This is a genomic window from Zafaria sp. Z1313 (genome assembly GCF_050563205.1).
Lineage (GTDB): Bacteria > Actinomycetota > Actinomycetes > Actinomycetales > Micrococcaceae > JAZDCJ01.
Window position 1 is genome coordinate 26391 of record NZ_JBNWUK010000004.1, and the last position, 24816, is coordinate 51206.

The window sequence follows — 24816 nt, forward strand, 5'->3', positions numbered from 1 at the left end:
TGGGTCCATGGTGAGACTCACGGGCCGTTCGGGCCTCAAGCGCCGCGCGTCACCGGCCCATCCCCTGGCCTGCTCCGAGTGCGGGCAGCTGCCCGAGCCGGAACGCGCCCGCCGGACGGTCGCGCTCGTCGCCGCCGTGCTGCCGGTCGAGCTCGCGGTCCACGCGGCCCTGCTGCACCTGCACCTGCCCTTCACCGCCAAGGTCCTGCTGCTCACCATCACGGCGACGGCGCTCGCGATCTGGGTCGCGGAACCCTCGGCGGCGCGGCTGCTGCGCGGGTTCCTCCACGCACCGCACGTGCGCCGCCACGAGGAGCTGCACGCGGCGCAGGCGCTGTGGCGGCTGCGCTTCGGGCTCCCCGACCGGGCCGGGGCGCTCGAGCGGGTGACCCACGAGCTCGCCGTGCTCGACGCCAACATCCTCTCCATCCACGTCCACCCGCTCGCCACCGTGGGGGGCGAGGTCCTCGACGAGCTCGTCGTCTCCGCACCCGCGGGGCTCGCGGAGGCGGAGCTGCTCGCGGCCCTGCGCACCGCGGGGACCCGGCACCCGGCGGCCTGGCCCACGACGCCGCTCTCGCTCGCGGACGCGCAGACGCGCAGCCTGGGCCTCGCGGCACGCGTCGCGGCGGACCCGGACGTGCTGCCCGAGGCCGTGGCCGAGCTGCTGTCGGCGCGCGTGGCGCACGCCGGGACGATCCGCTGCGCCGATCCGGCGTGGGACGGCCGCCCCACGGGCCCGCCCGGCTCCTTCGCGGCGGACGCCGCCGACGGGGAGGTCCTGCGCCTGCCCACGGCGACGGGCGCCCCGCTCACCGCCTACCGGCCGGGCGAGCCGTTCACGCCGGCCGAGTCCTCCCGCGCCCACCGCCTCGCCGAGCTCGCCGAGGCCGTCGCACACAGCCGCGGCGGGCGTCCCGGGGCGGGGGGCGTGCTAGATTCTCGGGCATGACGGCCCCCTCCGCGATCCCCGAAGACGCCTTGCGCCTGCTCGTGGAGCAGGGTTTCGATGCCACGAGCGTCGACCAGCTCGCGGCCGCGGCGGGCATCAGCCGCAGCACGTTCTTCCGCCGCTACGGCACCAAGGAGGACATGGTCTTCGCCGACCTGGAGTCCGTCCTCGCCGAGCTCGAGCGCACGCTCGCGGCGGCCGGGCCGCACCCGGGCCACGCGGCCGTCGCGGGGGCGCTCGGCGTCTTCGACCACCACGCGGCCCGCCCCGAGGCGTCCCTGCTGCGCCACCGGCTCCTGCAGGAGGTCCCGGCGCTGCGCGACCGCGAGCTCGTGAGCACGCACCGCTACGAGCGCGCCTTCCGCCACGGCCTGGCCGGTGCGTTCCGGCCCGTGGCCGCCGCGGCGGGCGAGGCCGTTCCCCCGGCCTGCATCGCGTTCTGCGCGGGCGTCGTCGCCGTCCACAACGCCTACCTGCGGCGCTGGCTCTCGACGCGCGGTGCGGGCCTGCGGGCCGAGCTCGAGGGCGAGCTGCGCGCGCTGGCCGGCCTCTTCGCCCCGTACTTCGCGGTCCCCGGCTCCGGGGGCCCGGGCTCCGCCGGAACGGCGCCGGACGCGCCGGCGGGACCGCCACCGGGAACGACGCCGGGGCGGGGCCCCGTCGTCGTCACCGTCCTGGACCCCGGCGCGGGGAGCGAGGACATCGTCGCCGAGGTCCGGCGGGCCCTCGGCGTGTGACACCGCGTTCCTTGACGTGAAACGCAGTGTCATGGATGCTGGTGGGAGGCAACCCCACGACGAAGGACCCTCCATGACCTCCTCCCCCGCGACCGGTACGCGCCCCACGGCCCCCTTCCCCGACGGCACGGTCGAGCCCGGATACGAGCTCTGGGGCGATGTCGACGTCGACCCCGCGGGCGTCTTCGACGACGTCCCGGAGGCCGACCGCGCCTACTGGGACCGCGCCCGCCGCTTCAGCCTCGAGGAGGTGCGGCCCGTCATCGACGACTACTGGAACCGCGCCGACTACCCGTTCCACCTCGCCACGCGCCTCGGCGAGCTCGACCTCCTGCGCGACGGCGTCGACGTCGACGGCTACCCGCGGATGTCCCCGCTCGCCGCGGGACTCGTGAACATGGAACTCAGCCGCGGCGACGGCTCGGTGGGCACGATCGGCGCGGTCCAGGCCGGACTCGCCCTGCGCTCCGTGGCGCTGTGCGGCTCGGCGGAGCAGATCGGGCAGTGGGTCCCGAAGCTCGCCCGCGCCGAGGTCCTCGGGGCGTTCGCGCTCACCGAGCCGACGCACGGCTCCGATTCCGTCTCCCTCGAGACCCGCGCGACGCGCGTGGACGGGGGCTACGTCCTCAACGGCGAGAAGAAGTGGATCGGCAACGGCTCCACGGGCGGCATCACCGTGGTGTGGGCGCGCGACGACGAGGGCGACGTGCGCGGCTTCATCGTCCAGCAGGAGTGGGAGGGCTACACCGGCACGACGATCGAGAACAAGCTGAGCCTGCGCGCCATCTGGCAGGCCCACATCCGCCTCGAGGACGTGTTCGTCCCCGACAGCCACGTCATGCCGGGCGCCCGCACGTTCAAGGACACCTCCAAGGTCCTCTTCGCGACCCGGCTCGGCGTCGCCTGGTCCGCCGTCGGCCACGCCATGGCCTGCTACGAGACGGCCGTGCAGTACGCGGGCCAGCGGATCCAGTTCGGCCGCCCGCTCGCCGCGAGCCAGATCATCCAGGAACGCCTCACGCGCATGCACTCCGAGCTCGCGACGATGCAGCTCATGGTCCGGCAGATGACGCGCAGCGAGGAGGCCGGGACCCTGAGCCCCGTGCAGGCCTCGCTCGCCAAGTACACGTGCACGCGCACGGCCCGGCAGATCGCCTCCAACGCGCGCGACCTGCTCGGCGGCAACGGGATCCTGCTCGACAACCGGATCGCCCGCCACTTCGCCGACCTCGAGGCCATCCACACCTACGAGGGCACCGAGACCGTGCAGGCGCTTATCATCGGGCGCTCCATCACGGGGCACTCGGCCTTCACCGGTTGAGCAGGAAGGGACGCAGATGCCCCAGGACCTCGTCCGCCGGGAAGAGCGTGGACGCGTGCGTGCGGCCGGGCAGCTCGGCGAAGCGGGCCGCGGGCATGAGCTCCGCGGCGCGGCGGGCATCCTCGAGGCGCCCGCGGTCGCGGCCGCCGGCCATCAGGAGCGCGGGCAGCTCCAGGCGGGCCAGCTCCTCCTCCGGCAGCCCCTCCTGGACCTCCGTCCGCTCGAAGTAGGCCACGAGCGCTTGCGGGTCGTTGGCCAGGAACGCGGCCCGCGTGGCCGGATCAAGCGGGCGCCCGGCGGCCGCGAAGCCGTCGACGAACGCCTGCATGCCGCCGTCGCGCAGGGCATCGAGGTAGCCGTCGAAGAAGATCCTCTCGACCTGTCCGGCGGCGGAGCGGAAGGTCCCGCCCAGGCTCGCGATCCGCTCCACGCGCTCCGGAGCGCCGGCGGCGAGCGAGAACGCGGTGCGTCCGCCGAAGGAGTACCCGACGACGGCGGCGCTGCCGATCCCGGCCGCGTCCATCGCGGCGAGCACGTCCGAGGCGACGAGCTCCATGGCGTACGCGCCCGGATCGTGCGGCTTGCCGCTGCGGCCGTGGCCGCGCAGGTCGGCCCGCAGGACGGTGAAGTCCTCCTTGAGCGCCTTGACGTAGCCCAGCCCGCGCCAGATCGCCCGGGACAGCGCCGAACCGTGCAGCAGCACGACGGCGGGGCCCCGGCCCTCGACGTCGAAGGACACGCGCGTCCCGTCCAGTGGATTCGTGGTCTCGGCCATGCCTCCACCCTATCCACCACCCCGTCCCCGGCCCCCACCCGCTCCCAGGAGGGAACACCATGAGCCACGCCACCGACGGCGACACCCCCGTCATCCTCGCCGGGGCCCGCACGCCCTTCGGCCGCTTCCGCGGGGCGCTGTCCCCGCTGACCGTCAACGAGCTCGGCAGCCACGCCATCCGCCACGCCCTGCTGCGCGCCGGGATCGGGCCCGAACGCGTGGGCCACGTGATCGTGGGCCAGGTCGTCCTCGCCGGGGCCGGGCAGGGACCGGCGCGCCAGGCGGCCCTCGGCGCCGGGATCGGCTGGAACGTGCCCACCGTGACCATCAACAAGCTGTGCCTGTCCGGGCTCACGGCCGTCATCGACGCGGCGCGCCTGATCCGGACCGGCGAGGCCGCGTTCGTGGTCGCGGCGGGACAGGAGTCCATGTCCAACGCACCGCATCTGGCCCCGGGGCTCCGCTCCGGCGTCGTCATCGGCGAAGCGCCGCTGCGGGACTCGCTCCAGCACGACGGCCTGCAGGACCCGTTCACGGGCGAGCTCATGGGCGCGGCGACGGACCGCGGCAACGCCGAGCGCGGGATCGGACGGGCCGGGCAGGACGCCTTCGCGGCCCGGTCCCACCAGCGCGCCGAGGCCGCGCGCGCCCTGCTCGCCGAGGAGATCGCGCCCATCGAGGTTCCGCAGCGGCGGGGCGCGCCCATCGTGGTCGCCGAGGACGAGGGCATCCGCCCCGGGACGACGGCGGAGCAGCTCGCCGGGCTGAAGCCCGCCTTCTCCACGGCCGACGACGCGACGATCACGGCCGGCTCCAGCTCGCCGCTCTCCGACGGCGCGGCGGCGGTCGTCGTCGCCTCGAAGCGCGCCGCCGAGGCCGCGGGACTGGCCTGGCTGTGCGAGGTCGGAGCGCACGGGCAGACGGCGGGCCCGGACGGCTCGCTGCACTCGCAGCCGAGCGACGCCATCCTGGCCGCCCTCGCCCGCGAGGGCCTCTCGCCCGGGGACCTCGACGCCGTCGAGGTCAACGAGGCCTTCGCCTCCGTGGTGCTGCAATCGGCCGCCGACCTCGGACTCGACCCGGAATCCATCAACCGCGAAGGCGGCGCGATCGCGCTCGGCCACCCCGTCGGCGCCTCCGGGGCGCGGCTCGTCCTGCACCAGGCGATGGCGCTCGCGCGCACGGGAGGAACCGGCGTCGTCGCCCTCTGCGGCGGAGGCGGCCAGGGCGACGCCCTGGTGCTGCGCTCGATTCACAGTGCGTTGTGACCCATTTTTCAGGGAACGCCAAGCTTCGGGCCCTAGTTTTATAGATACCTCATGAAGGTGCGAGTGATGAGAGCACCGGCCGGATATCGACATCCCCCCAAAGTCGACCGGCCGGTGCTCACCCCTTTAAGCGGACCCCTCGACACCTCCCCGCATCGGGGACACACTGGGATCATCAGGCACGCCGAGACCAGGAGCCCACCATGAGCGCACACCACGGCGACGTCCCCGGCGAGGACGAGGTTCCGCTGCCCGGCGACGTCGAGAACATCGACGCCATCGCGAAGGCCGAGGAGGCCGCGGCCCAGGACGCCCTGGTCCGCAAGCACGACCACGACGAGGAGCTCGTCGAGGAATGGGAGGACGAGTCCTTCCCGGCCTCCGATCCGCCGTCGAACTACTAGGGCCCGGAGGGCTCCCACCGTCCTCCGACCGCACGCACAGCGGACTCCAAGAAAGGGCCCCTAGGCTGAAACCACCTTCTCAAGGTGCGAGTGATCAGAAGCACCGGGTATCCGCGGTTTGTCGCCTCCTTGTCCGCGGACGCCCGGTGCTTCATTCGTTTCCCGGGTCCGGCCGGACCGGGGCCCTGGTATAGCGTGGAGATGGACAAATCCGCACCGAGGAGGACATCCATGCGTTCCACCATCCAGCGGCTCGCCCTCGCCGCCGTCGTCGCACTGGCCGCGCTCTTCGGCCTTGCCCCCGCGGCCTCCGCCGCCCCGCCCACCGAAGTCGTCGTCGAGGACACCGCCGGGGTGCTGGACCGTGCGACGCTCGACCCGGCCCTGGCCGAGGTCGACTTCTACTCGCCGACGAAGGTCGTCGTGTTCACGCAGGAGGGCCGCGGATCGGACAACTTCAACGAGCGCGTCCTCGCCTACGCCCGCGAGCACCATCCCGAATGGCTCAGCGCCGACGGCCAGAAGTGGGCGGACGGGCTCTACCTCGTCGGGCTCGACCCGGTCGGGCGGCACATCGGCACCTACATGGGTGACGACCGCGCCATCCCCCTCTCCCAGCGCGAGGACATCCAGGAATCCACGTTCGACCTGCTGCGCGACGCCCAGTGGACCGACGGCATGATCAAGGCGGTCGAGGAGGGCGCCCAGCGCATCGACCGGCCTTGGTACCGCTCCCCCGCCCTCTACGTCGCCGCCGGCAGCGTCGGCGGCGTCGCCCTGATCGGCGGAGGCGGAGCGCTCGCGGTCCGCGCGTCGTACCGCCGCCAGTTCGGGGCGGCCCTGGAGCGGGGCGATGCGAGCTACCGCAACGTCACCCTGGACCTCGAGGCCACGGAGCTGCACGCCCGCACGATCCCGGATTCGTCCCGCTACGGGGCACTCGTGCTGGAGCGCTACCGGGACTTCCACGCGAAGTACGACTCGGTGCACGCCCGTCGCGGGGAACTCACGGCCAGGACTCCCCAGCAGCGCTCCACCAAGAAGTCGGTCAACCAGGCCAAGGCCTGGGCCGACGACGCCGTGACGCTCGACGGCCTCGACGACGCGATCCGCGACACCAACGACCTGCTGAACAAGAACTCCCGCTGGGCCGAGGCCTGGCGGCGGCAGGCGGAACCGTTCTCCGACGAGCTCGAGACGATCGACACGCTCTTCACGGGAGACAACGCAGAGCTCCGCGGCTCGGCGACGGGAGTGGCCCTCACGGGCTTCGCCCTGCGCTCGCTCCAGCTCGTCGAGGACACGGGGGCCGAGCTGGCCGAGGACCGGATCACGCCGGACGACGCCCTCGACCGGCTGCGCGACGCCCGCACGGAGCTCTCGGAGCTGCTCTCGTCCCACGCCGAGGCGGTCATCGAGCAGTACACGAAGTCCTCCTCGGAGGCGGAGACCATGCGCCAGGAAATGGACAAGGCGCAGAAGAGCGCCTCCCGGACGCCGCGGCGCAGCGGCGTCGGCATCCTGGACACCGCCTACCCGGGACACGTGTACTACTCGCTCCCGGCCTTCTCGCTCGGCTACCAGTCGGGCACGCAGCAGGTCGACTCGAGCCGCGTCTCCGCGTCCTCCTCCAGCACCGGCTACGGCTCCAGCGGCGGCAGCTTCTCGGGCTCGGGCAGCTCCTCGCGGTTCTAGCCCCCTGCACCGGGGAGGCCCGGTGTCCTCACGCGCCGCGGACCGCGCCGGCGATGCGGTGCGATTCGTCGAGCAGTTCCTCCAGCTCGGAGGGATCGACGCGGTCCAGGCGGACCAGGACGAGCGCCGGCGAGCGCTCGTGGTGCGGCGTCCAGAAGAACGTCTCCGGGTCGGAGGCCGCCAACGCCTCGCGCTCGGTGGTCTTCACGGTGAGGACCCCGTCCTCCCACATCCGGGCCATCAACGTGCGGGCGAACCAGGCCGGCTGCCCCCAGCGTGGCACCACCCCGGGATGCCGGCAAGGCCCTCCGTGATGCGGTTCACTTTTGCCGCGAATCGCGACATGATGGGGTTTACCGTGGCATTTCAACCGTTGCGCCACGGGCATGCCCCGAACCACCAAGCAGCCAGAACACCCCAGCAGAAGGAGACCGGCCGTGAGCTCCACCGCCACCGCATCCACCGAACCCGGGTACCGAGTCGTCAACCCCGCCACCGGTGAGGTGGTGGAGACGTTCCCGACCGCCTCCGACGCCGAGGTCCAGGAGGCGCTCGCCGCCTCGGCCGACGCCTTCGACGCCTGGCGGGGCCGCCCGCTCGCCGAACGCGCCGCGATCGTGTCCCGCATCGCCGAGCTGTTCACCGAGCGCGCCGACGAGCTCGCCGCGATCATCACCGAGGAGATGGGCAAGCCGCTCTCGCAGTCCAAGGGCGAGGCCGAGTTCTGCACGGACATCTTCAACTACTTCGCCACCGAGGGGCCGGGCCTCGCCGCGGACCAGCCGATCAAGACGTTCTCCGGCGGCCAGGCCGTGGTCCAGAAGCTGCCCGTCGGCCCGCTGCTGGGCATCATGCCGTGGAACTACCCGTACTACCAGGTGGCCCGCTTCGCGGCCCCGAACCTGGTCCTCGGCAACACGATCATCCTCAAGCACGCCGAGTCCTGCCCGCGCTCCGCGCTCGCGATCCAGCAGATCATGGACGACGCCGGCGTCCCGGCCGGCGTCTACCAGAACGTGTTCGCCTCCCACGCGCAGATCGCCGACATCATCGCCGACGAGCGCATCCAGGGCGTCTCGCTGACCGGCTCCGAGCGGGCCGGCGCGATCATCGGCGAGCTCGCCGGGAAGAACCTGAAGAAGGCCGTGCTCGAGCTCGGCGGATCGGATCCCTACGTGGTCCTCGACGCCGACGACGTCAAGGCCGCCGCCGCGGCTGCCTGGGAGACCCGCATGGAGAACACGGGCCAGGCCTGCAACTCCAACAAGCGCATGATCGTCATGGAGGACATCTACGACGAGTTCGTCTCCGAACTGACCTCCCTCGCCTCCGCCATGAAGCCCGGCGACCCGGCCGCCGACGAGGACGGCGCCTACGGCCCGCTCTCCTCGCGCGCCGCCGCCGAGGGGCTGGCCCGGCAGGTCCGCGACACCGTCGAGCAGGGCGCCACCCTGCACGTCGGCGGCACCATCTCCGACGGCCCGGACGCCTACCTCGCCCCCGCCGTCATCACGGGCGTCACCGAGGGCATGCGCGCCTACTCCGAGGAGCTCTTCGGGCCGGTCGCCGTGGTCTACAAGGTCGCCTCCGACGAGGAGGCCCTCCGGCTCGCCAACGACACCCAGTACGGCCTCGGCGGCGCCGTCTTCAGCACGGACCCGGACCGCGCGCGCAAGCTCGCCGAGCGCCTCGACGTCGGCATGAGCAACGTCAACGCCGCCGCCGCCGAGGGCGCCGAGATGCCGTTCGGCGGCGTCAAGCGCTCCGGCTTCGGCCGCGAGCTCGGTCCGCTCGGCATGGACGAGTTCGTCAACAAGCGCCTGCTCTACATCGCCGAGTAGGCGGGCGCCGGCTTGGCCGGGACGCGCCCCTGCCCAGCTAGGCCGGGATCGGCTGGGCGGGGAGGGACCCAATCAGGGAGGATCCGGCGTCGTACACCTCCAGCGCGTCCACGAGGACGCGGACGGTGGCGATGCCCTGGAGCCACGTGTCGACTCCCTCGCAGTACATCATCGTGGACGCCATGGGCCCGACGGCCACCGCATCGCCGTCGGCCCGTTCCCAGCGGCCCATGAGCCGGTTGCAGCCGTCGGATCCGTACGCGCGGCCGTCCGCCTCGAAGCGGAGCCAGGGGCTGCCGCGCTCGTCGGAGCCCCACTGGAACGTGGTCAACGTGGTCTCTGCGTCCATGGGGCCACGGTACGGGCGCCGCGGGATGCGCGCTACCCCGGCGGAGCCTGCCTCCAGGCGGGCCGGGCGCCGTTAGAGTGGGGGAAAGTCCATCCACAAGGAGAACCATGACGTTCCGCCCCTTCCGCAAGCGCCGTACCCGCCGCGCCGCCCGCGCGCTGCACTATGACGCCGCGGCCCCCGTCGCCGCCGGCCGGGCCGCCGTCGCGACGCGCGCCGGTGCCGCGCCCGACGCGGCGGGCGACCCCTTCTCCGGGATCGCCCCGCCCCCGGAGCGGGTGGCGCGGCTGTGGAGCGACAACCTCGGGCGGACCGCCACGCGCGCGGCCCAGATCCTGCTCGTCCTCGCCCTCGCCGCCGTCGGCGTCGCCGGCCTGCTGCAGGTGACCCTCGCCGCGCTGCCCGTGCTGATCGCCCTGATCCTCGCGAGCGCCCTCTGGCCGCTCGTGTGGCTGCTGCGCAAGGCGATGCCGGCGATGCTCGCGGCCTGGACAGTGTTCCTGGGCTCGCTCGTGGTCCTCGGGGGGATCGGCACGGCCCTGTTCTTCGCGGTCCGCGCCGAATGGCCCACGCTCCTCGAGCAGGGCATCGCGGGCTTCAACCAGCTCATGTCCCTCATCGAGGACCTGCCGTTCACCATCACGCAGGAGCAGATCGACGAGGCGCTGGAGACGGCCACGTCCTTCCTGACCAGCAGCCAGTTCGGCGCCGGCGCGTTCGCCGGGCTCTCGGCCGCGACGAGCTTCTTCGCGGGGCTCGTGCTGCTGCTCGTGATCCTGTTCTTCTTCCTCAAGGACGGCGACCGGATCTGGGAGTTCTTCCTGTCCTGGATCCCCGCCGAACAGCAGCCCAAGTGGCGCGACTCGGGCCACCGGACCGTCGAGACGCTCGGCGGCTACATCCGCGGCACGGCGACCATCGCGGCCGTCGACGCGGCCGGCATCGGCATCGCGCTCGCGATCCTGCAGGTGCCCCTCGCCCTGCCGCTGGCCGTGATCGTGTTCATGACGAGCTTCATCCCGATGGTCGGCGCGACGTTCGCCGGCATCCTCGCGACCCTCGTCGCGCTCGTCGCCAACGGGCCGGTCATCGCGCTCGTCGTGCTCGGCGTCGTGATCCTCGTGAACCAGCTCGAGGGCAACTTCCTGCAGCCCGTGGTCATGGCGCAGGCCCTGAACCTGCACGCGCTCGTCATCCTGCTCGCCCTGACGGTCGGCACCGTCCTCGGCGGCCTCGTCGGCGCCGTCCTGGCCGTTCCGCTCACGGCCGTGGCCTGGGCCGTGATCAAGATCTGGACCGGGCGGGACCGCGAGGAGCTCGAGGCCGGGAAGCGGGGCGGGGAGGGCCGGAAGAGGACGACGGCGTAGCCCGGCTCACGTCGCCTGCCCTGCCGCCGGGCGGGTCCGGCGGCAGGTGAGGCCGCCGCGGGGCGGCTTCCTCCATGCCGCCCCGGCATCCTCCGATGCCGAGACGGTGTTGGACGCGGCCGGCCGCTCGTCCCTAGTGTTCAATCATGGACACTTCCGCCACGCCCCTGGCCTTTGAGGCAACCGCCATCCTGCGCGTCGGCGCCGTCAATCCCGCCGTCGCGAACGCGTTGGACGGGGAGTTCGGCGCCTTGGTGCTCCCCGACGATCCGGCGGAGCGCGACGCCTTCCTGGACCGGCACGGCGCGGACGTGCGCGTCGCGGTCTGCTCGGGCCGGGCGGGCGTGGACGGCCCCCTCATGGCGCGGCTGCCCGCGCTCGAGGCGATCGCCAACTTCGGCGCGGGCTACGACGCCACCGACATCGCGCAGGCCACCGACCGCGGGATCGTCGTCTCCAACACCCCGGACGTGCTGACCGATTGCGTCGCGGACACGGCGATCGCCCTCTACCTCGACACGCTGCGCCGCTTCAGCGCCTCGTCGCGCTTCCTCCGCGAAGGCCGGTGGAACCAGGGGTCCTACCCGCTCTCTTCCCGCGCCACCGGGCGGCGCGTCGGGATCCTGGGCCTGGGGCGGATCGGGCGGGCGGTCGCGGACCGGCTCGAGGCCTTCCGCTGCGAGATCCACTACCACAACCGCCGCCCCGTGGACGGCTCGCCCTACACCTACCACGCTTCGGTCCACGAGCTCTGCGCCGCCGTCGACGTCCTCGTCGTGGCCGCGGCCGGGGGGCCGGATTCCGTGGGCCTCGTGGATGCCCGCGCGCTCGAACTGCTCGGCCCCGAGGGGCACCTCGTCAACATCGCCCGCGGCACCGTCGTGGACGAGGACGCGCTCGTCTCCGCCCTGGCCGGCGGCCGGCTCGGCGGCGCCGGGCTCGACGTCTTCGCCCGCGAGCCCGACGTCCCCGACGAGCTGCTGGGACTCGAGTCCGTCGTCGTCCTCCCCCACGTCGGCAGCGCCACGCGCGAGACCCGGCAGGACATGGCGGAGCTGACGCCTGGCCAACCTGCGGAGCTTCCTCGCGAGCGGCCGGCTGCTGACGCCCGTGAACGCCTGAACCCACTCCCGCGAACCACTTGTAGAATAAGTTGGCTACTTATACTATTGGTTCATGAGCTACTCACCCGACACCATCCGCCACGTCAAGCTGTCCACCGCGACGCTCCCGCTGGCCACGCCCATCTCCGATGCCAAGGTCTTCACGGGCCGCCAGAAGCCCATGACCGAGGTGGTCTTCCTCTTCGCCGAGATCACCACCGAGCAGGGCCACGAGGGCCTCGGCTTCTCCTACTCGAAGCGCGCCGGCGGCCCGGCCCAGTACGCCCACGCCCGCGAGGTCGCCGAGACGATGATCGGCGAGGACCCCAACGACATCGCCAAGCTGTACAACAAGCTGCTGTGGGCCGGCGCCTCCGTGGGCCGCTCGGGCGTGGCCACCCAGGCCCTCGCCGCCCTCGACATCGCGCTCTACGACCTCAAGGCCAAGCGTGCCGGCCTCCCGCTGGCCAAGTTCCTCGGCGCGCACCGCGACTCCGTGCGCACCTACAACACCTCCGGCGGCTTCCTCAACGCCACGATCGAGGAGGTCAGGGAACGCGCGAGCCGCTCGATCGAAGAGGGCATCGGCGGCATCAAGATCAAGGTCGGCCTCCCGGACGGCGCCGAGGACCTGCGCCGCGTCGCCGCCGTCCGCGAGCACATCGGACCCGACGTGCCGCTCATGGTCGACGCCAACCAGCAGTGGGACCGCGCCACCGCGCTGCGCATGGGACGCAGGCTCGAGGAGTTCGACCTCGTCTGGATCGAGGAGCCCCTCGACGCCTACGACGCCGAAGGCCACGCCGCCCTCGCCGCCGCGCTCGACACCCCGATCGCGACCGGCGAGATGCTCGCCTCCGTCGCCGAGCACGAGCGCCTCATCGCGGCACGCGCGTGCGACATCATCCAGCCGGACGCCCCGCGCGTCGGCGGCATCACCCAGTTCCTGCGCCTCGCGACCCTCGCCGACCAGGCCGGGCTGGACCTCGCCCCGCACTTCGCGATGGAGATCCACCTGCACCTGGCCGCGGCCTACCCGCGCGAGCCCTGGGTCGAGCACTTCGATTGGCTCGATCCGCTGTTCAACGAGCGCCTCGAGACCCGCGACGGCCGCATGATCGTCCCCGACCGCCCCGGCCTCGGCTTCACGTTCAGCGAGCAGGCCCGCGCCTGGACCACCGACACGGTCGAGTTCGGCACGCGCTGACCCCGAGCACCCCGGACAACGGCGGGGCGCGGCTCCCGGCGGCGCCCCGCCGTCGTCCTCCCTTCCCCGTATGACAACCTAGGATCCATGGCTTCGAATCTGACCACCCGGCTCGTCGAGACCCTGCGCGCGCGGATCGTCGAGGGCGAGATCGCGCCCGGCGACAAGCTCCCCAGCGAGAGCACGCTCATCGCAGAGCACGGCGTGAGCCGCACGGTCGTCCGCGAAGCGATCTCCAGGCTCCAGGTCGAGGGACTCGTCCATACTCGCCGCGGCTCCGGCAGCTTCGCCCTGACCCCGCCCCCCGAACCCGGGGCCAGCGGGACGCGGCCGGCGCGTTCCCTGGAGGAACGCCTCGAGCTCCTGGCCTACCGGGCGGCCATCGAGTCCGAGACCGCGGGACTGGCCGCCCGGCGCTCCACCGAGGCGGGGCTTCAGGCCCTCCGGCTCGAGCTCGAGGCCTTCGACGCCGCCGCGGACAGCCCGTCCGACGCGCTCGCCCACGACTTCGCCTTCCACCGCGGGATCGCGGCGGCCGCCGGCAACGCGTACCTGCTCGATGCCGTCGACGCGCTCGGAGCGCAGATGATCGCGATGCCGCGGCAACGCCTCGAGGGGGCGCCGACCGGCGGCCGACCCCCCGCCGCCGGGCGTACGGTGGGACCCGCGGACGGGCCGGCGACGAGGCACGCGAGCGTGGCGTCCGAGCACGCCGCGATCCTGGCCGCCTTGGAGGAAGGCGACGCCGCGGCCGCAGCCGCCGCCATGCGCACGCATCTGGCCAACTCGGGGCGGCGCCTGAAGGGATCGAGCGGGCTGTAGACCGAACGTGGCACGGAGAGAGCGCGGCAGCAGGGCGGTCACTTCGGCTCGGCCACCCCTGCATTCCCTCATTGGCCCTCCACAACGGTGATGGGAACATTCTTTCCCACAGTCTCGATGATTCTACCCATTCTGTCGTATGTGGGTTCTAGTGTTGTTGCATGTTCAGCTACCGTTTCTGGATCGAGGGCGCGGACCCGGCCACGCTCGGCGTAGACGAGGATCCCGCCGACACCGCCGCCGGCGCGCCCGAGGGCGCGGGTGAGGGCACGGCGGCGCGGATTCCGGTGGACGGGGTGTATCCGCTGCCCGGGATCGACCGGACGGTCGCGGGGTACCGCAACGGGCGGATCGTGGTCCTGGACGAGGACCGCTTCACGGCCACGCACGGCAGGATCCTCGCCACCGGGCTGGCCCGGGCCCGCGCGGCCGTGGAAGCCGAGACCGTGAAGGTCCTGGCGTTGACCGCGGACGCGTTCGCCCGCACCACGCCCGCCCCGGGCTGGGAGGCCTCGCTGGCCGGATCCGAGATCGCCGCGGCCACCGGACAGGACGAGGGCCCGGCCACCGGCCGGATCCACGAGGCCCTGCAGTTGCGCGGGGAGCGCCGGGCGAGCCTGCGGGCCCTGGAGGACGGACTCGTCAGCCCCGAACACGTGCGCACCATCCTGCGCGCCTGCGAGGGCCTCCAACCCCTCCCCGTCACCGCCCCCGCCCCCGGGGCCGGGGAACACGCGTGGGAGGCCTACCGCAGCGCCCGCGCCGCGGCCGGGGAGAAGGCCGCCCGGGCCAGGGACAGGATGGAGGCCGCGCTGCTCGCCCACGCCCCCGGGCGCCCCCCACGCCTGCTCGCGGCCAAGGCCCGCCGCCTGCGCCCGAGCCTGGACGAGGTCGCCCCGCCCGAACGCGCCCGCCGCGCGCAAAGACACCGCCGGACCTGGCTCGCCCCCGAGGACGACGGGATGTGCACCCTCGGGATCCGCCTCGACGCCGTCTCCGCCCACGCCATCCACGACCGCCTTCACCGCATCGCCCGCTCGATGCGCAACCAGCCCGGCGAAACGCGCACCATGGACCAGCTCCGCGCCGACGCCGCGACCGAGCTCCTCCTGTCCGGCACCGGCACCACCCCCGGCACCGCCGCGATCCGCCCCGAGATCATGATCATCCTGCCCCACACCGCCCTCACCGCCCTACCCCCCAACCACGACAACAACACCAACCCCGCCGGCCCTGGAGTCCAGGCGCCGCCGGGCGGGCTGGCCGGGAACGGGCTCGTGGCCGGATGCGCGGAACTGGCCGGCTACGGCCCGATCGACCTCGAGACCGCCCGCGCCTACGCCGCCCGCGCCCGGACCTGGGAACGGCTCTACGCCGCCCCCGACGGCACCTCCCTCGTCGCGATGGGCCGCAGCAGCTACCGGCCCACCAAGGACCAACGCCGCCTGATCGCCGCCCGCACACCCCTGTGCACCCACCCCGGCTGCACCCGCCCCGCCCTCCAATCCGACACCGACCACGTCACCGAATGGCAACACGGCGGAACCACCGACCTGGACAACCTCTCCCCCGCCTGCCCCAAACACCACACCTACAAGACCATCGGCGCCTGGCGCACCACCCTGCACCCCGACGGCACCACCACCCACACCTCACCCACCGGAACCACCTACACCACCACCCCCGCCATCCCCTGGACCACCACCCCAACCCCGGCCCCGACATCGGCGGCGGCACCACCGGCGTCGGCGACGGAGGGGACCTCAGCGGAGGCAGCGGCACCAGCGTCCGGGACACCATCGACACCAACGGCATCAGCACCAGCGCCGACGTCATCGGCATTACCCGCGACAACGGAGCCGGTCGAACCCTCGGAGAACGCCAATCACCACGACGCCGACGCCGACGACGGGCCCGGGCTCCGCCACGACGAACACGACATCGCCCCGCTACGCCAAGCCATCAACGACAACCCCGCCAAACTCCCCGACACCCCTCCACCGGACCAGACGCCACCACCCGCCACGGCGTCGATCCCCGGCACCACGACCTCCTCGACACAGCCGAATCCCGACGTCACCGGCGGCGCGACTCCGCCGACCGAGACTCCGGCCGAAACCCCGACGGACGCCGGCGCCGACGCGCCGTACACGCCGCCAACCCCCGAGGAGCCACCCTTCTAACAACGTCGGCCCGACACACGAAAGGGCCGGCACTGGAAACATCCAGCACCGGCCCCTGGTAGGGCCCCGAAGCGCCTTCTGGCGATTCAGCGCCTCGAGTTCGCCTTCACGGCCAACACGGGCCGATCTGCCTGGAGCAGGATCCGCTGGGCATGGGAGCCCATGATGAACTTGCCGACCTGGCTCCTGTGCCGCAGCCCGATCACGATGAGCGAGACGGCATGCTGTTCCGCCAATTCGAGGATCTCCTCCGCCAGATCGTCACTATGCGTCGAGGACAGGACCTGCAGGTCGACGCCTGCCCCGCGAGCCGCGGCCTCGACACGGCCGAGGTCCTCCGGACTCGCAACGGCCTTGTCCACGAGTGCGCCTTCGCGCTGGGAGTTGACGAGCAGCAGCGCTTCGCCGCGCAGCTTCGCCTCTGCGATGCCGGCGTCGACGGCGGCCTCGCCGGCCGGCGTGGGAACGTATCCAACGAGGATGCTCATGCGTTTTCCTTTTCAACGATGGGGGCTGCGGCCTTGCGGCGGCGCAGCGCGGACTGAACGAGCGGCATCACGGCCACGATGACGAAGAGCACGAGCAGCGTCGCCGAGATCGGCCGGGTCAGGAACCCGGTCAGGTCGCCCTCGAACACGAGGAGCGAGCGGCGGAGGCTGGCCTCGAGGAGCGAACCCAGGACGAACGCCAGGACGAGCGGGCCGGGTTCGAAGCCGGTTTTCTTCATGAGGTACCCGACGGCCCCGAAGAACACCACGAGGACCACATCGAACATCGAGTTGTTGATCGTGTAGGCACCCAGCATCGTGATCAGCACCGTGACCGGGGCCAGGATGGCGGCCCGCACGCGGAGGATCCGGACGAAGATCCCGATGAGGGGAATCGACATGATGAGCAGCAGGATGTTGCCGATGTACATCGAGTTCACGACGCCCCAGAAGAGGTCCGGGTGCTGTTCAACGAGCTGCGGGCCCGGGGTCACCCCCTGGATCAGCAGGGCGCCGAACATCAGCGCCATGGTGGCGTTCGCGGGAATGCCGAGCGTCAGGAGCGGAATGAACGAGCTCGTGGCGGCCGCGTTGTTGGCCGTCTCGGGACCGGCCACGCCCTCGATCGCCCCCTTGCCGAAGCGCGAGGGGTCCTTGGCCCGCTTCTTCTCCATGGCGTAGGCGGCCATCGAGGAGATGGTGGCTCCGCCTCCGGGCAGGATGCCGAGGAAGAAGCCCAGGACGGAGCCGCGGCCGATCGCGCCTCTGGACTCGCGCAGGTCCTTCCGCGACGGCCACACGTTGGTGACTTTCGACGGCGCCTTGGCCGCACGGTGGCGTTCCTCGAGGTTGTAGAGGATCTCACCGAGGCCGAAGAGGCCCATCGCCACGGGAACGAAGTCGATGCCGTCGGCGAGGCTCAGGTTTCCGAACGTGAAGCGCTCGGCCCCCGTGAACACGTCCCGGCCCACCGTCGCGAGGAGCAGCCCCACCGCGGCCGCGATGAGCGCCTTGATCCGGGCGCCGTTGCTGATCGTGGCGACGAGGAGGATGCCCAGCAGCGCGAGGGCCGCATACTCGGCCGGGCCGAAGTCGAGGGCGAATCCGGCGACGAGCGGCGCCAGGAATGTCAGTCCGACGATCGCCACGGTGCCGCCGATGAAGGAGCCGACGGCGGCGATGCCGAGGGCCGTCCCGGCCCGGCCCTGCTTGGCCATCATGTAGCCGTCGAAGACGGTGACCACGGAACTGGCTTCGCCGGGCAGCCTCAGGAGGACGGACGTGATGGTTCCGCCGTACTGGGCGCCGTAGAAGATGCCGGCGAGCATGATGATCGCCGTCACCGGCTCGATGCCGTAGGTCAGCGGCAGCAGGATGGCGATCGTCGCGGCCGGGCCAAGCCCGGGAAGGACGCCGATCAGCATGCCGATGACGACGCCGATCAGGCAGTAGAGGAGGTTGGTGGGGTCGAGGACGACGCCGAAGCCGTCGAGGACCGGTTGCAGGGAATCCATGCCGTTTCCTTGGTCTCGGGTGCGTCAGAAGAGGTGGGGGATGGTGGTCCCCAGGGCGAGGATGAAGATCGCATAGAAGCCGGCGACGACGAGGAGCGAGTACAGCACGGCCGCACGCCACGTCTCCCCGCCCAGGAGCTTCATCCAGACCAGGCACAGGAGCAGCGAGGGGATCTCGAAGCCGATCACGGGCATCAGCAGGACGAGTCCGATGAGCGTCGCGAATCCGGCCGCGGTCAGCCAGGACAGCTTGGAGAACTTCTCGCCGTCCCCGCCGTGGCGGCCCACGACGATCTGCACCGCCCCGAAGACGACGATCGCCAGCGACATCACGAACGGCCAGAGCCCCGGCCCGGGAGCGGCGGGTGTCCCCAGACCGAGCCCGGCGGCGAGGGCCATCCCCGCGCCGCCGAGCGCCGTCGCGAAGAGGGAGGAGATCAGGTTGGACAGCCCTCCGGCCGGCGGTGGGGCTTCCTCCTCCCACAAGGCGGCGAGCTGTTCCGGGGTCAACGGATCCGGTTCCGCCGCGGACTCCACGGGATCGTTGGACTGGGGGCCGGGGCCCTCGTGGATGGTCTGGTTCATGGTCTTCTCCTGCCCTGGGGGCTGCGCCGGTCGCCGGTCCCTGCTCAGTTCCCGGTCAGGGAGATGCCGTGCTCCTCGGTGAGGGCGCGGTACTTGTCCGCCAGCTCGGTCCACTCCGTGACGACCTCGTCGCCGGAGATCTCGTGCGGGGTCAGCAGGTTCGACTCGTTGAAGCTCTTGTAGGCGTCCTGGCCGACGGCCGAGTCGACGGCGGCCACGAGCTTGTCCTTGACCTCCTGCGGCAGTCCCTTCGGTGCCGCGAGGGCGCGGAACTGGGAGACGGGGACATCGTAGCCGGACTCGACGGCGGTCGGGACGTCGGGGAGGAACTCGTTCCGTTCGGCGGAGAAGACGACGAGCGGGGTCACCTTGCCGGCGTCGATCTGGGCCTTGGCCTCGCCCAGCTGGACCGTGGCGACCTGGACCTGGTTGCCCAGGACGGCGGTCAGCGCGGGCGCGCCGGAATCGAACGGGACGGCAGTGCCCTTGATCTCGGCCTGCTCGAAGAGGACGGCCTGGGCGAGCTGCGAGCCCGTTCCGACGCCGGTGGTGCCGTAGGTGACGGAGCCCGAGGCCTCCTTCAGGTCGTCGAGCGACTCGAAGCCGGACGCGGTGCTCGCGACGAGGACGTAGTCGTCCTGGGAGAGGCCCTTGATGACGTCGAGCCCGTCGAGGTCGACGGCCTCGTTCTCGCTCACGGCCAGCGGCGTGATGGTGATGAGCGAGGCGTTGAGGAGGACGAGGTTGTACCCGTCGGCCGCCTGGCCGGCGGTCTCCTTCGTGGCGAGCGCGCCGTTGGCACCGGGCTTGTTCAGGACGGGGACGGCGACACCGAGCTCGCTCGAGATGCCATCGGCGATCGAACGCGCGATCAGGTCGGTGGAACCACCCGCGGCCTGGCCCACGGTGATGGTGACGGGGCCGGTCGGGAAGTCGGCGGCGTCGGCGCCGCCGCCCCCGACGTTGCCGCCGCATGCCGTGACGGCGAGGACGGCGGAGGCGGCGGCAAGGGAAAGAACGGTCCTACGGGAAGGGAACTGCATCGTTGGGCTCCTTGGCTGTGGGGGTCCGTGACCTGTGAGCGTCGTCACGAACTGTTCGCGGATCGAGCCTAGAAAGCGATTATGATGCATGTCCAAGCCCATTACTGCATTGACTAATACCCGGAGGGCATGATGTTCACCCTGGACCAGGTCCGCAGCTTCATCGCCGTGGCCGAAGAGCTGCACTTCGGGCGCGCGGCCGAACGCCTGAACATGACCCAGCCGCCACTGAGCCGACAGATCCAGAAGCTCGAGAAGGCGGTCGGGGTGGAGCTCCTCGAGCGCGACAACCGCAAGGTCTCGCTGACCGCGGCGGGACTCGCCTTCCTGGCGGACGCCCGGCGGCTCGTCGTCTCCGCAGACCAGGCGCCGCTCACCGCCCGCCGGATCGCCGAGGGTCAGGCCGGCGTCGTCCGGATCGGCTTCACCGCCGCCACCGGCTTCAGCCTGCTCGGCCCCCTGCTGTCGCAGATCTCCGACGAGCTGCCCGGGATCGACGTCGACCTGCGCGAACTCGTGACGGGTGAGCAGGTCCAGGCCCTGCAGAACGGCGAGCTCGACCTCGGGCTGGCCCGCCCGCCCTTCGACACCGAGCTCTTCCAGTCGCGACTCCTCCTCTCCGAATCGCTCCTGCTCGCCGTTCCGGCAGGCCACCCCCTGGACCGCCTGCGCCGCCCCGTCGGCGAGGGCGACCTCGGCGACGTGCCGCTCATCATGCACTCCCCCACCAAGGCCCGGTACTTCTACGATCTCGCCGTGCGCCACATGCCGGTCCAGCACGGCAACGTGGTCCACACGGTGAGCCAGATCCTCACCATGGTCGCCCTCGTGGCCGCCGGGCGCGGCGTCGCCTTCGTCCCGGAGTCCGCCCGGCTCCTGGGGATCGACGGCGTCTCCTACCTCCGGCTCGAGGGCGACGAGCGGGACGTCGTCCAGCTGCACGCGATCTGGCTCAAGGGATCGCGCAACCCGGCACTGCAGCGGCTCCTCGGACTCCTGGCCCGCCCCGTCGACTGAAGCCAGTCGATGCCGTGTGGGTATCAATCCATACAAAAAGGGGCTTGGACAGGCATCATGTGCCGTTCCTAGGGTGGAGCACGAACCCATCCGATGCCGCGCACGGCACCAGATCAAAGGAAGATGCACCGTGGCCCAGTACACGCCCCAAGAGCTCGCCGATCGTCTCAAGGACGGACTCCTGTCCTTCCCCGTCACGGCCTTCACCGCCGAGCTGCAGGTGGACGAGGCGGCCTACCGCCGCCACCTGGACTGGCAGTCGAGCTTCGACGTCGCCGGGCTGTTCGCCGCCGGTGGCACCGGGGAGGGCTTCAGCCTGAGCCCGGCCGAGTCCGCCGCCGTCGTCCGCATGGCCGTCGAGGAGGCAGGCGACCGCGTCCCCGTCCTCGCCTCCGCCGGAGGGGCCACGAACCAGGCCGTCGAGAACGCCCGCGCCGCGGCCGAGGCCGGGGCCGAGGGCCTGCTGCTGCTCCCGCCCTACCTGACCGAGTGCGACCAGGCCGGGCTGGAGGCCCACGTGTCGGCCGTCTGCGAGGCCTCCGACATCGCCGTCATCGTCTACAACCGCGCCAACGCCATCTACTCCGCCGACACGGTCGCCCGTCTCGCCGAGCGCCACCCGAACTTCATCGGCTTCAAGGACGCCACGGGCGACATCGAGCACGTCACGCGCGTCGTCGCGAAGAACGGCGACCGCCTGTTCTACCTCGGCGGCCTGCCGACCGCCGAGACCTTCGCGCTGCCGATGCTGCAGCTGGGCATGAGCACGTACTCCTCCGCGATGTACAACTTCGTCCCCGAGTTCGCCCTCGAGTTCTACGCCGACGTGCGCCGCCTGGACCGCGCCGCCGTCACCGAGAAGCTCAACCGCTTCGTCCTTCCCTACCTCGACATCCGCGACCGCGTGAAGGGCTACGGCGTCTCGATCGTCAAGGGCGGCCTGATCGCCGTCGGACGCGACGCCGGCCCCGTCCGCCCGCCGCTGCAGGACCTCACCGAGGCGGACATCGCCGACCTGTCCGCGTTGATCGACGCCGCGGGCATCCGCCCGGACGCGGCCGACGGCCTCCCGGCCGTCCTGAGCGCCGCCGCCCCGACCGCCTGACCCGGATTACCCAGCAAGGAGCAGCACATGCCCACCACGCAGGCCACCCTCGCCGGCCACTCGATCATCGCCGGCACCGAGACGCCCGGCACCAACGGGACCGTCAACGGCTTCGACCCCGCCACCAACGAGGCCCTCGAGCCCGCCTACACGCTCATCGATGCTTCTCAGCTGGCCCGGGCGACCGCGGCCGCCGAGGAAGCGTTCGAGTCCTTCAGCACGCTCGACCCGGAGACGCACGCCGCGTTCCTGGAGCGGATCGCCGACAACATCGAGGCCGTCGGCGACGAGCTCGTCGCCCGCGCCATGCAGGAGACGGGGCTGCCGCAGGCCCGCCTCACCGGCGAGCGCGGACGCACCACGGGACAGCTGCGGCTCTTCGCCGCCGTCGTCCGCCAGGGAGACCACCGCGGGGTCCGGATCGACCCCGCCCGACCGGACCGGACGCCGCTGCCCCGTGCGGACATCCGGCAGCGCAAGATCCCGCTGGGTCCCGTCGCCGTGTTCGGGGCCAGCAACTTCCCGCTCGCCTTCTCCACGGCGGGCGGCGACACCGCCTCGGCCCTGGCCGCCGGCTGCCCCGTGGTCTTCAAGGCCCACAACGCGCACCCGGGCACGAGCGAGATCGTCGGCCACGCGATCGCCGACGCGGTCCGCGATCTGGAGCTGCACCCGGGCGTCTTCTCCCTGATCTACGGCCCCGGGGCCAGCGTCGGCCAGGCCCTCGCGGCCGATCCCGTGATCAAGGCCGTCGGCTTCACGGGATCCCGCGGCGCGGGCACGGCGCTCATGTCCACGGCCGCCGCGCGCCCGGAACCGATCCCGGTCTACGCCGAGATGAGCTCGATCAACCCGGTGTTCTTCTTCGACGGGGCGCTCGCGGGCGACCTCGACGCCCTCGCCACCGCCTACATCGGCTCCGTCACCGGGTCCAGCGGCCAGCTCTGCACCGCGCCGGGGCTCGTGTTCGTGCCCGCGGGCGCGCGGGGAGACGCGTTCGTGGAGGCCGTCGGCCGAGCCATCGCCCCGGCCCCCGGACAGACCATGCTGACCCGCGGCATCGCCGGTTCGTGGACGGAGGGAGTCGACGCGCTCGGCGCCCAGTCCGGCGTCGGACTCGTGGGCCGCGGGACCGAAGGAGGGACGGAGAACGCCCCGGCACCCGCGGTCTTCGGGGCCGACGTGCCCACGTTCCTGGCGAACGAGGTCCTGCACGCCGAGATCTTCGGCGCCGCATCGCTCATCATCCGCTACCGGGACGCCGCCGAGCTCGTCGCCGCGGCGCGCCGCCTCGAGGGCCAGCTCACCGCCACGCTGCACCTGACGGATGAGGACCACGCCGTGGCCGCACCGCTGCTGCCCGTCCTCGAGCGCAAGGCAGGCCGGATCCTGGCCAACGGCTGGCCGACGGGCGTCGAGGTGGGCCACGCCATGGTCCACGGCGGCCCCTTCCCGGCCACCTCGGACTCGCGGACGACGTCGGTCGGCACCCTCGCGATCGATCGATTCCTCCGCCCGGTCGCCTACCAGAACCTCCCCGACGCCCTCCTGCCCGAACCGCTGCGCGAGGCCAACCCCTGGGGGCTGAACCGCCGCGTCGACGGCACGGTCGAGGTCTCCGCCGAGAACGAGGGGCGGTAGCGGCATGGCGCAGGCTCCCGTCGTCGCCGGCGTCGAGGTGGTGCCCGTCGCGGGGCACGACTCGATGCTGCTGAACCTCTCCGGCGCCCACGGCCCCTTCTTCACGCGGAACATCGTGATCGTCACGGACTCCGACGGCCGCACCGGGCTCGGCGAGGTCCCGGGCGGCGAGAAGATCCGCTCCACGATCGAGGAGGCCGGCGCACTCGTCGCAGGACGCCCCGTGGCCCGGTTCCGGTCCCTGCTCCGCGAGGTCGCCGCGGCCTTCGCCGACCGCGACGCGGGCGGGCGCGGGCTGCAGACCTTCGACCTGCGCACCACGGTGCACGCCGTGACGGCGCTCGAGTCCGCCCTGCTGGACCTGCACGGGCAGTTCCTCGGCGTCCCCGTCGCCGAGCTGCTCGGCGACGGCCAGCAGCGGGACTCCGTGCCGATGCTCGGCTACCTCTTCTACGTCGGGAACCCCGACGCCACGGACCTGCCGTACCTGCGGGAGCCGGACGGAGCCGACGCCTGGGAACGCGTGCGCCGCGAGGAAGCCATGACACCCGAGGCCATCGTCCGGCTCGCGGAGGCCGCGCAGGCACGCTACGGCTTCCAGGACTTCAAGCTCAAGGGCGGCGTCCAGTCCGGCGACGCCGAGGTCGACGCCGTGACGGCGCTCAAGGAGCGCTTCCCCGACGCCCGGATCACGCTCGACCCCAACGGCGGCTGGCTCCTCGAGGAGGCGATCCGCTTGGGCCGGCGCATGCAGGGGGTCGTCGCGTACGCGGAGGATCCGTGCGGCGCGGAGGGCCGCTTCTCCGGCCGTGAAGTGGTGGCGGAGTTCCGCCGGGCCACCGGGCTGCCGACCGCGACCAACATGATCGCCACCGACTGGCGCGAGATGGCGCACGCCGTCCGCGCGGGAGCCGTCGACATCCCGTTGGCTGATCCGCACTTCTGGACCATGGCCGGCTCCGTCCGCGTCGCCCAGCTGTGCAAGGAGTTCGGCCTGACGTGGGGCTCGCACTCCAACAACCACTTCGACGTCTCCCTGGCGATGTTCACGCATGTCGGCGCCGCGGCCCCGGGCGAGATCACCGCACTGGATACCCACTGGATCTGGCAGGACGGGCAGGGTCTCACGCGGGATCCGCTCCGCATCGAGGGCGGCGAGATCCGCGTCCCGGACGCCCCCGGGCTGGGGATCGAGCTGGACCGCGAGCGGCTCGACGCGGCGCACGCGCTCTACCTCGAGCACGGCCTCGGCGCCCGCGACGACGCCGTCGCCATGCAGTACCTGGTCCCGGACTGGCAGTTCGACCCGAAGCGGCCGTGCCTGGTGCGCTAGGAAGAACACCCTATACGCCACGCCCCGTCCCCGCAGATCCGCGGGGGCGGGGCTTCGCCGGGTCCG

22 protein-coding genes and 1 pseudogene are annotated in these 24816 nt (G+C 72.2%); 16 read left to right on the forward strand and 7 right to left on the reverse strand.

Translation table 11 applies throughout. The features are described from left to right. Positions 1-7: 7 nt before the first annotated feature. From ACQ3I4_RS05925 to ACQ3I4_RS05935, 3 genes are all read left to right on the forward strand, one after another. Positions 8-952 carry an amino acid-binding protein gene (locus ACQ3I4_RS05925; RefSeq protein WP_430633084.1) on the forward strand — a complete coding sequence of 315 codons (945 nt, stop codon included), beginning with the start codon at positions 8-10 and terminating at the stop codon, positions 950-952. Continuing rightward, on the forward strand, positions 949-1689 hold the full coding sequence (locus ACQ3I4_RS05930) for a TetR family transcriptional regulator (protein WP_430633085.1): 741 nt from the start codon (positions 949-951) through the stop codon (positions 1687-1689). The genes ACQ3I4_RS05925 and ACQ3I4_RS05930 overlap by 4 nt, the downstream gene beginning before the upstream one ends. A 73-nt stretch (positions 1690-1762) precedes the next feature. After that, complete coding sequence (locus ACQ3I4_RS05935) at positions 1763-3010, forward strand: acyl-CoA dehydrogenase family protein (protein WP_430633086.1); 1248 nt, start codon at positions 1763-1765, stop codon at positions 3008-3010. Here ACQ3I4_RS05935 and ACQ3I4_RS05940 read toward each other — a convergent pair. After that, positions 3000-3785 (reverse strand): alpha/beta fold hydrolase, encoded by a 786-nt coding sequence (locus tag ACQ3I4_RS05940; protein WP_329863627.1) that lies wholly within the window; start codon positions 3783-3785, stop codon positions 3000-3002. The two genes, ACQ3I4_RS05935 and ACQ3I4_RS05940, sit on opposite strands and share 11 nt — an antisense overlap. A 59-nt stretch (positions 3786-3844) precedes the next feature. On the opposite strand from ACQ3I4_RS05940, the gene ACQ3I4_RS05945 reads away from it, so the two are divergent. From ACQ3I4_RS05945 to ACQ3I4_RS05955, 3 genes are all read left to right on the forward strand, one after another. Next, positions 3845-5053 carry an acetyl-CoA C-acyltransferase gene (locus tag ACQ3I4_RS05945; RefSeq protein ID WP_329863629.1) on the forward strand — a complete coding sequence of 403 codons (1209 nt, stop codon included), beginning with the start codon at positions 3845-3847 and terminating at the stop codon, positions 5051-5053. Between the two features lie 203 nt (positions 5054-5256). After that, positions 5257-5457: a hypothetical protein gene (locus tag ACQ3I4_RS05950; protein WP_329863630.1), complete on the forward strand. Its 201-nt coding sequence runs from the start codon at positions 5257-5259 to the stop codon at positions 5455-5457. Between the two features lie 231 nt (positions 5458-5688). Continuing rightward, complete coding sequence (locus ACQ3I4_RS05955; protein ID WP_430633087.1) at positions 5689-7152, forward strand: DUF5129 domain-containing protein; 1464 nt, start codon at positions 5689-5691, stop codon at positions 7150-7152. Positions 7153-7180: 28 nt separating this feature from the next. Here the strand turns inward: ACQ3I4_RS05955 and ACQ3I4_RS05960 are convergent, their stop codons facing one another. Then, a complete protein-coding gene (locus ACQ3I4_RS05960) occupies positions 7181-7393 on the reverse strand; it encodes an MmcQ/YjbR family DNA-binding protein (RefSeq protein WP_430633171.1) in 213 nt (70 codons plus the stop codon). Positions 7394-7589: 196 nt separating this feature from the next. Here ACQ3I4_RS05960 and ACQ3I4_RS05965 point away from each other — a divergent pair, with 196 nt between their 5' ends. Beyond that, the gene (locus tag ACQ3I4_RS05965; protein WP_430633088.1) at positions 7590-8993 is read left to right on the forward strand and encodes an NAD-dependent succinate-semialdehyde dehydrogenase; all 1404 of its coding nucleotides are present in this window, start codon (positions 7590-7592) and stop codon (positions 8991-8993) included. A gap of 37 nt (positions 8994-9030) precedes the next feature. On the opposite strand, the gene ACQ3I4_RS05970 is transcribed toward ACQ3I4_RS05965, so the two are convergent. Further along, entirely contained in the window at positions 9031-9342 is a 312-nt protein-coding gene (locus tag ACQ3I4_RS05970) for an META domain-containing protein (protein ID WP_430633089.1), read from the reverse strand. Positions 9343-9449: 107 nt separating this feature from the next. On the opposite strand from ACQ3I4_RS05970, the gene ACQ3I4_RS05975 reads away from it, so the two are divergent. The 5 genes and pseudogenes from ACQ3I4_RS05975 to ACQ3I4_RS05995 all read left to right on the forward strand — a co-directional run bounded on the left by ACQ3I4_RS05975 (position 9450) and on the right by ACQ3I4_RS05995 (position 16024). Next, a complete protein-coding gene (locus ACQ3I4_RS05975) occupies positions 9450-10709 on the forward strand; it encodes an AI-2E family transporter (RefSeq protein WP_430633090.1) in 1260 nt (419 codons plus the stop codon). 359 nt (positions 10710-11068) lie between these two features. Beyond that, positions 11069-11710 (forward strand): annotated as a pseudogene (locus ACQ3I4_RS05980) (NAD(P)-dependent oxidoreductase); the annotation flags it as partial. Positions 11711-11885: 175 nt separating this feature from the next. Further along, complete coding sequence (locus ACQ3I4_RS05985; protein WP_430633091.1) at positions 11886-13019, forward strand: L-talarate/galactarate dehydratase; 1134 nt, start codon at positions 11886-11888, stop codon at positions 13017-13019. Between the two features lie 87 nt (positions 13020-13106). Next, on the forward strand, positions 13107-13841 hold the full coding sequence (locus ACQ3I4_RS05990; RefSeq protein WP_430633092.1) for a FadR/GntR family transcriptional regulator: 735 nt from the start codon (positions 13107-13109) through the stop codon (positions 13839-13841). A gap of 161 nt (positions 13842-14002) precedes the next feature. Beyond that, complete coding sequence (locus ACQ3I4_RS05995; protein ID WP_430633093.1) at positions 14003-16024, forward strand: DUF222 domain-containing protein; 2022 nt, start codon at positions 14003-14005, stop codon at positions 16022-16024. 86 nt (positions 16025-16110) lie between these two features. Here ACQ3I4_RS05995 and ACQ3I4_RS06000 read toward each other — a convergent pair whose 3' ends face one another. The 4 genes from ACQ3I4_RS06000 to ACQ3I4_RS06015 are packed head-to-tail and all read right to left on the reverse strand — an operon-like array spanning position 16111 to position 19654. Beyond that, on the reverse strand, positions 16111-16512 hold the full coding sequence (locus ACQ3I4_RS06000) for a universal stress protein (RefSeq protein ID WP_430633094.1): 402 nt from the start codon (positions 16510-16512) through the stop codon (positions 16111-16113). After that, a complete protein-coding gene (locus tag ACQ3I4_RS06005; RefSeq protein ID WP_430633095.1) occupies positions 16509-18026 on the reverse strand; it encodes a tripartite tricarboxylate transporter permease in 1518 nt (505 codons plus the stop codon). Before ACQ3I4_RS06005 ends, ACQ3I4_RS06000 begins: the two co-directional genes overlap by 4 nt. A gap of 24 nt (positions 18027-18050) precedes the next feature. Then, positions 18051-18611: a tripartite tricarboxylate transporter TctB family protein gene (locus ACQ3I4_RS06010; protein ID WP_430633096.1), complete on the reverse strand. Its 561-nt coding sequence runs from the start codon at positions 18609-18611 to the stop codon at positions 18051-18053. 44 nt (positions 18612-18655) lie between these two features. Continuing rightward, positions 18656-19654: a tripartite tricarboxylate transporter substrate binding protein gene (locus ACQ3I4_RS06015; protein WP_430633097.1), complete on the reverse strand. Its 999-nt coding sequence runs from the start codon at positions 19652-19654 to the stop codon at positions 18656-18658. 132 nt (positions 19655-19786) lie between these two features. Between ACQ3I4_RS06015 and ACQ3I4_RS06020 the strand changes: the two genes are divergently transcribed. The 4 genes from ACQ3I4_RS06020 to ACQ3I4_RS06035 all read left to right on the forward strand — a co-directional run bounded on the left by ACQ3I4_RS06020 (position 19787) and on the right by ACQ3I4_RS06035 (position 24750). After that, positions 19787-20671, forward strand: coding sequence for a LysR family transcriptional regulator (locus ACQ3I4_RS06020; protein WP_430633172.1), 885 nt, complete (start codon positions 19787-19789; stop codon positions 20669-20671). 130 nt (positions 20672-20801) lie between these two features. Next, complete coding sequence (gene kdgD / locus ACQ3I4_RS06025) at positions 20802-21776, forward strand: 5-dehydro-4-deoxyglucarate dehydratase (protein ID WP_430633098.1); 975 nt, start codon at positions 20802-20804, stop codon at positions 21774-21776. A 27-nt stretch (positions 21777-21803) separates the two neighbouring features. Then, positions 21804-23417, forward strand: coding sequence for an aldehyde dehydrogenase (NADP(+)) (locus tag ACQ3I4_RS06030; RefSeq protein WP_430633099.1), 1614 nt, complete (start codon positions 21804-21806; stop codon positions 23415-23417). Between the two features lie 4 nt (positions 23418-23421). Further along, positions 23422-24750 (forward strand): enolase C-terminal domain-like protein, encoded by a 1329-nt coding sequence (locus ACQ3I4_RS06035; RefSeq protein WP_430633100.1) that lies wholly within the window; start codon positions 23422-23424, stop codon positions 24748-24750. Positions 24751-24816: the final 66 nt, after the last annotated feature.

What these genes read in the sequence shown, in the direction of transcription:
- ACQ3I4_RS06035 (WP_430633100.1), top strand. Translation starts at nt 23,422, where the DNA reads ATGGCGCAGGCTCCCGTCGTCGCCGGCGTCGAGGTGGTGCCCGTCGCG.
- ACQ3I4_RS05975 (WP_430633090.1), top strand. Translation starts at nt 9,450, where the DNA reads ATGACGTTCCGCCCCTTCCGCAAGCGCCGTACCCGCCGCGCCGCCCGC.
- ACQ3I4_RS06010 (WP_430633096.1), bottom strand. Translation starts at nt 18,611, where the DNA reads ATGAACCAGACCATCCACGAGGGCCCCGGCCCCCAGTCCAACGATCCC.
- ACQ3I4_RS05935 (WP_430633086.1), top strand. Translation starts at nt 1,763, where the DNA reads ATGACCTCCTCCCCCGCGACCGGTACGCGCCCCACGGCCCCCTTCCCC.
- ACQ3I4_RS05930 (WP_430633085.1), top strand. Translation starts at nt 949, where the DNA reads ATGACGGCCCCCTCCGCGATCCCCGAAGACGCCTTGCGCCTGCTCGTG.
- ACQ3I4_RS06015 (WP_430633097.1), bottom strand. Translation starts at nt 19,654, where the DNA reads ATGCAGTTCCCTTCCCGTAGGACCGTTCTTTCCCTTGCCGCCGCCTCC.
- ACQ3I4_RS05940 (WP_329863627.1), bottom strand. Translation starts at nt 3,785, where the DNA reads ATGGCCGAGACCACGAATCCACTGGACGGGACGCGCGTGTCCTTCGAC.
- ACQ3I4_RS05990 (WP_430633092.1), top strand. Translation starts at nt 13,107, where the DNA reads ATGGCTTCGAATCTGACCACCCGGCTCGTCGAGACCCTGCGCGCGCGG.
- ACQ3I4_RS06020 (WP_430633172.1), top strand. Translation starts at nt 19,787, where the DNA reads ATGTTCACCCTGGACCAGGTCCGCAGCTTCATCGCCGTGGCCGAAGAG.
- ACQ3I4_RS05995 (WP_430633093.1), top strand. Translation starts at nt 14,003, where the DNA reads ATGTTCAGCTACCGTTTCTGGATCGAGGGCGCGGACCCGGCCACGCTC.
- ACQ3I4_RS05950 (WP_329863630.1), top strand. Translation starts at nt 5,257, where the DNA reads ATGAGCGCACACCACGGCGACGTCCCCGGCGAGGACGAGGTTCCGCTG.
- ACQ3I4_RS05945 (WP_329863629.1), top strand. Translation starts at nt 3,845, where the DNA reads ATGAGCCACGCCACCGACGGCGACACCCCCGTCATCCTCGCCGGGGCC.
- ACQ3I4_RS06030 (WP_430633099.1), top strand. Translation starts at nt 21,804, where the DNA reads ATGCCCACCACGCAGGCCACCCTCGCCGGCCACTCGATCATCGCCGGC.
- ACQ3I4_RS05985 (WP_430633091.1), top strand. Translation starts at nt 11,886, where the DNA reads ATGAGCTACTCACCCGACACCATCCGCCACGTCAAGCTGTCCACCGCG.
- ACQ3I4_RS05970 (WP_430633089.1), bottom strand. Translation starts at nt 9,342, where the DNA reads ATGGACGCAGAGACCACGTTGACCACGTTCCAGTGGGGCTCCGACGAG.
- ACQ3I4_RS06000 (WP_430633094.1), bottom strand. Translation starts at nt 16,512, where the DNA reads ATGAGCATCCTCGTTGGATACGTTCCCACGCCGGCCGGCGAGGCCGCC.
- ACQ3I4_RS05955 (WP_430633087.1), top strand. Translation starts at nt 5,689, where the DNA reads ATGCGTTCCACCATCCAGCGGCTCGCCCTCGCCGCCGTCGTCGCACTG.
- ACQ3I4_RS05925 (WP_430633084.1), top strand. Translation starts at nt 8, where the DNA reads ATGGTGAGACTCACGGGCCGTTCGGGCCTCAAGCGCCGCGCGTCACCG.
- ACQ3I4_RS06005 (WP_430633095.1), bottom strand. Translation starts at nt 18,026, where the DNA reads ATGGATTCCCTGCAACCGGTCCTCGACGGCTTCGGCGTCGTCCTCGAC.
- ACQ3I4_RS05960 (WP_430633171.1), bottom strand. Translation starts at nt 7,393, where the DNA reads ATGGCCCGGATGTGGGAGGACGGGGTCCTCACCGTGAAGACCACCGAG.